Raw genomic sequence first — 3,181 nt, 5'->3', positions numbered from 1 at the left:
GTCGAGGACGGTGTCCTCGACGAGACGACGCAGGTCACAGCCCCGCGCAAACGACCAACTCAAGATAAGACGCGGTCGCACCTACGCGACGGTCCTCGTGGACATGGACACCCACCGGCCGGTCGACGTCCTCGCCGATCGTGCCGCGAACACCTTCGCCACCTGGCTGCGCGACCACCCCGAAGTGCGGACGATCTGCCGCGACCGCGCCGGGTCCTTCCGCGACGGTGCCCGCACGGGAGCACCGCAGGCCCAACAGGCCGCCGACGCCTGGCACCTGCCGCACAACCTCGCCGAGGCCGTTGAGCGCGTCGTCGGCCGCCATCGCGCTGATCTGCGTGAACCCCTCGACCTCGGAGAAGAGCGGGATGAGATGCCCCGTTCAGGAGCTGCCGGCTCGAACGAGCTGGACGTCCACGGCCGGCCGCGTCCCCTGGTCGCCCGCACGCGCGAGCGTCACCAGCAGATCCACGAACGCATCGAGCGCGGCGACAGCCTGCGGGCCATCGCCCGTGAGCTCCGCCTCAGAAAGTGTTGGGTAATCAGATGATTACTGGTTCTTGAGGTCGTCGGCGAGGCGGCGGGCTGCTTCGGTCTCGATGGGGCCGCGCGGTTCGACCTCCTCGCCGGCGAGGCGGGCGGCCATGAGCCGGATCATTGCGACCTTGATCATCGCTTCGGCGTGCGCGGTCTTGCGCTCGTAGTCCCGTGCCAACCGTCTGCACCGTCCCAGCCAGGAGGTTGGGTCGGCCGCGCGGCGAGGTGCCTGCCCGTGACAGGTCCTTTTCCGCGCGGCCTCCCGCCAAACCGGACATGACAGTTTCCTGGTCATCCGGCTCTCCAGTGATCACGACGTGAGTGATCCGGCCGTTCGTTCCTTGTGGATGCGGTCATGGCAGGCGGTGCAGGCCACGAGGGTCTTGCGCCGCCGGTCGAGCATGACGCGCGCCCAGTCGGACGGTGGCCATCCGGCACGGGCGAGATCGGCCAGGGCACGGACGTGATGCACCTGGACATCACCGGTGGCCCCGCAGATCTCGCACGTGTCCGCCAGGAGCCGGGTGATCAGCTCCTTGTGCGGGTAGTCCACCCAGACAGGCCGACGATCAGTGATCTTCGCCGATCGCTGCTGCTGGAGAGGGATTCCACCGAACCGCGCCACCAGTGGCTTCCTGTTCGTCCGCTCGATCCGGGCCTCGAAGCAGACTCGGGGCCCGTTTGGTGTGTCGATCCTGGCCTTGTGCCTGGCGGCCATCTTCGACACGGTCGAACGGTGCTTGCCCGCAAGGGTCTTGAGCATGGAGGTCTCCATGACCCATTGCAGGCGGTGCAGCCGGAAGACGTCTCCGGCAAGCAGGTAGTACTGGACGATGCCCCGGCAGACGGCCCCGAACGTGGCGACGATCGCGTGATCGCTGCCATTGGTCAGTTCCGTTCGCTTCGCGGGCTTTCCGCGGGCGAGGGTGGGTACCCCGAGCCGGAGGCCTGCGCCGTCTCATGCCCCCCGTGTTGTCGTCGGCTATGAGGAGCAGACCGGAGGCTTCTCGCCGGTGTTGATGGTGTAGATGGTGGAAAGCCCGTTGGGATCGTGGGCGATGGGCACGGCGACGGTGTCGTTCGCCTTCCACGGAAGGTCGTTGGCCGAGAAGGTCCAGGTACCGGTGACCTTTCGGGCGACCTTGTTGAGCGTGATCCAGCCGTACTGGCCAGGCGGAACGGTGTACGTGCCCTGGTTGTTCACGGTCTTGGAGCCCGACCAGATGGACTTGTAGGAGACGGTGAGGCGGACAGTGACCTTGGCGATCAAGGAGGCCACCGTTCCGCTCTCGAACTCCGCCTCAACCTGACTGCCCAGTTCGTTGGACCACCCGGTCGTGTTCTCCATGGTGAAGGTGTGGCTCGTCGGTGCGGAGGTGCTGTTGTACCAGGCCTCCGACACGCACTCCGAGGGCATCGGAGCGGCAGGGGCCTCCGACTTCATGTCCCAGGAGCAGGTGGCCGGCGACGCCTCGCACTTCTTGACCGCGTACGCACTGGCGTACTGCTTCGGAGTGGGTTCTGTAGTCCAGTTGCCGAAGAACCACTGCTGGGAGACGGATCCCTTGCAGCTCGTGGCGCCGACGGGCGTGGCAGGCACCTTGTTCCCTCCCCACGTGTCGAGGCACCTACCGGAACTCACGTTCCGGAGCAGGAAATCACTCCCCGAGGGGTGGAAGTACCACTTCTGAGCCGGCTTCTCCTGGCAGTCGGCCGCGTAGACGAAGTTCCACGCCTCAGCCGAGCTGCCGCGAACCTCCAGGCACTTGCCGAACGTATTGTTGACGAGCCCGAACGTACCGTCACTCTGGTTGACCCTAAGCCGCCACTTCGCACCCTGGCCCCTGCCGTCCAGCATCAGCTGGTCGGTGAAGTACGCGTACGGGTTCAGGACGAGTTCCGCTCCCAGCCTCGACGTCATCCCGAAGCAGTTGGAACTGTCCCCGGCCGCGCACGGCGCTCCCTTGAGGTCCACGGCGTGGGCGTCAGTGGTCGCCAACGGGCTGATGGAGATACCCGCTGCCAGGAGGCTGGCCATCAGGGACACGAGCACCAGCCTTAAAAGACCGGATCCAACTCTCAGGAAAGGCAGGTTCATGTCATTCTCTCACTTTCATGGTGCCGCTGCTTCGCTCCGGCGAACGGCCTATCGGAGGGGCACGCCAGAGATGCCGCGAACCTGCGGGCGACGCTGCCCGGTGTCCGCAGACTTCCGAGCCCCAATCCGGAGCAGACGCGCGCGGAACGCCGCACCGCCCCGCTGCGAATGAACTCTCCAGAATCCGCGAGCTCTGAAATAGCCGGGCCGATTACCCGCTACGCGGGGATCGGCGGCACGGCGACCCAACGTGAAACATGCGTCGCGCGCTACCGCTCCCTGCTGCCGACTCCGACCCGCCTGCGAGCGCTCGTCGGAGGCGACAGTACGTCAATCACCCCCGGGGCTACGGATATTTAATATAATTAAGCCGGTGGTTGCCATCAAGTCCCGTCCCGAGGAGTGAGAAGTTGGCACCCGTGCCCGCGTCACCGCGACGCGGGCACGGGTGTGAGCTTTGCCCCGCGATGTGGACACCCCTGACACTTGGATCTTGTAGGTCCAGGAAGGGAAGTCCAGATGGGACGTCCGTCGAAGTACTCGGAC

The 3,181-nt window shown here is 65.8% G+C and carries 2 protein-coding genes and 2 pseudogenes; 1 reads left to right on the top strand and 3 read right to left on the bottom strand.

The annotated features are described in order from the left end of the window. The first annotated feature begins 10 nt into the window (after positions 1–10). Positions 11–550 carry a transposase gene (locus tag ACFWOG_RS38470; RefSeq protein ID WP_380364191.1) on the top strand — a complete coding sequence of 180 codons (540 nt, stop codon included), beginning with the start codon at positions 11–13 and terminating at the stop codon, positions 548–550. Here ACFWOG_RS38470 and ACFWOG_RS38465 read toward each other — a convergent pair. The 3 genes and pseudogenes from ACFWOG_RS38465 to ACFWOG_RS38455 form a co-directional block, all read right to left on the bottom strand. Beyond that, positions 551–739 (bottom strand): annotated as a pseudogene (locus ACFWOG_RS38465) (IS5/IS1182 family transposase); the annotation flags it as partial. Between the two features lie 108 nt (positions 740–847). After that, positions 848–1,468: pseudogene (locus tag ACFWOG_RS38460) on the bottom strand (group II intron reverse transcriptase/maturase); the annotation flags it as partial. A 51-nt stretch (positions 1,469–1,519) separates the two neighbouring features. Next, positions 1,520–2,536 (bottom strand): RICIN domain-containing protein, encoded by a 1,017-nt coding sequence (locus ACFWOG_RS38455; RefSeq protein ID WP_380364183.1) that lies wholly within the window; start codon positions 2,534–2,536, stop codon positions 1,520–1,522. Between the last annotated feature and the right edge of the window lie 645 nt (positions 2,537–3,181).

It is taken from the genome of Kitasatospora sp. NPDC058406 (assembly GCF_042722765.1).
GTDB lineage: Bacteria > Actinomycetota > Actinomycetes > Streptomycetales > Streptomycetaceae > Kitasatospora.
Note: the sequence above shows the minus strand (reverse complement) of the source record. Positions and strands in the feature narration are given on the sequence as shown.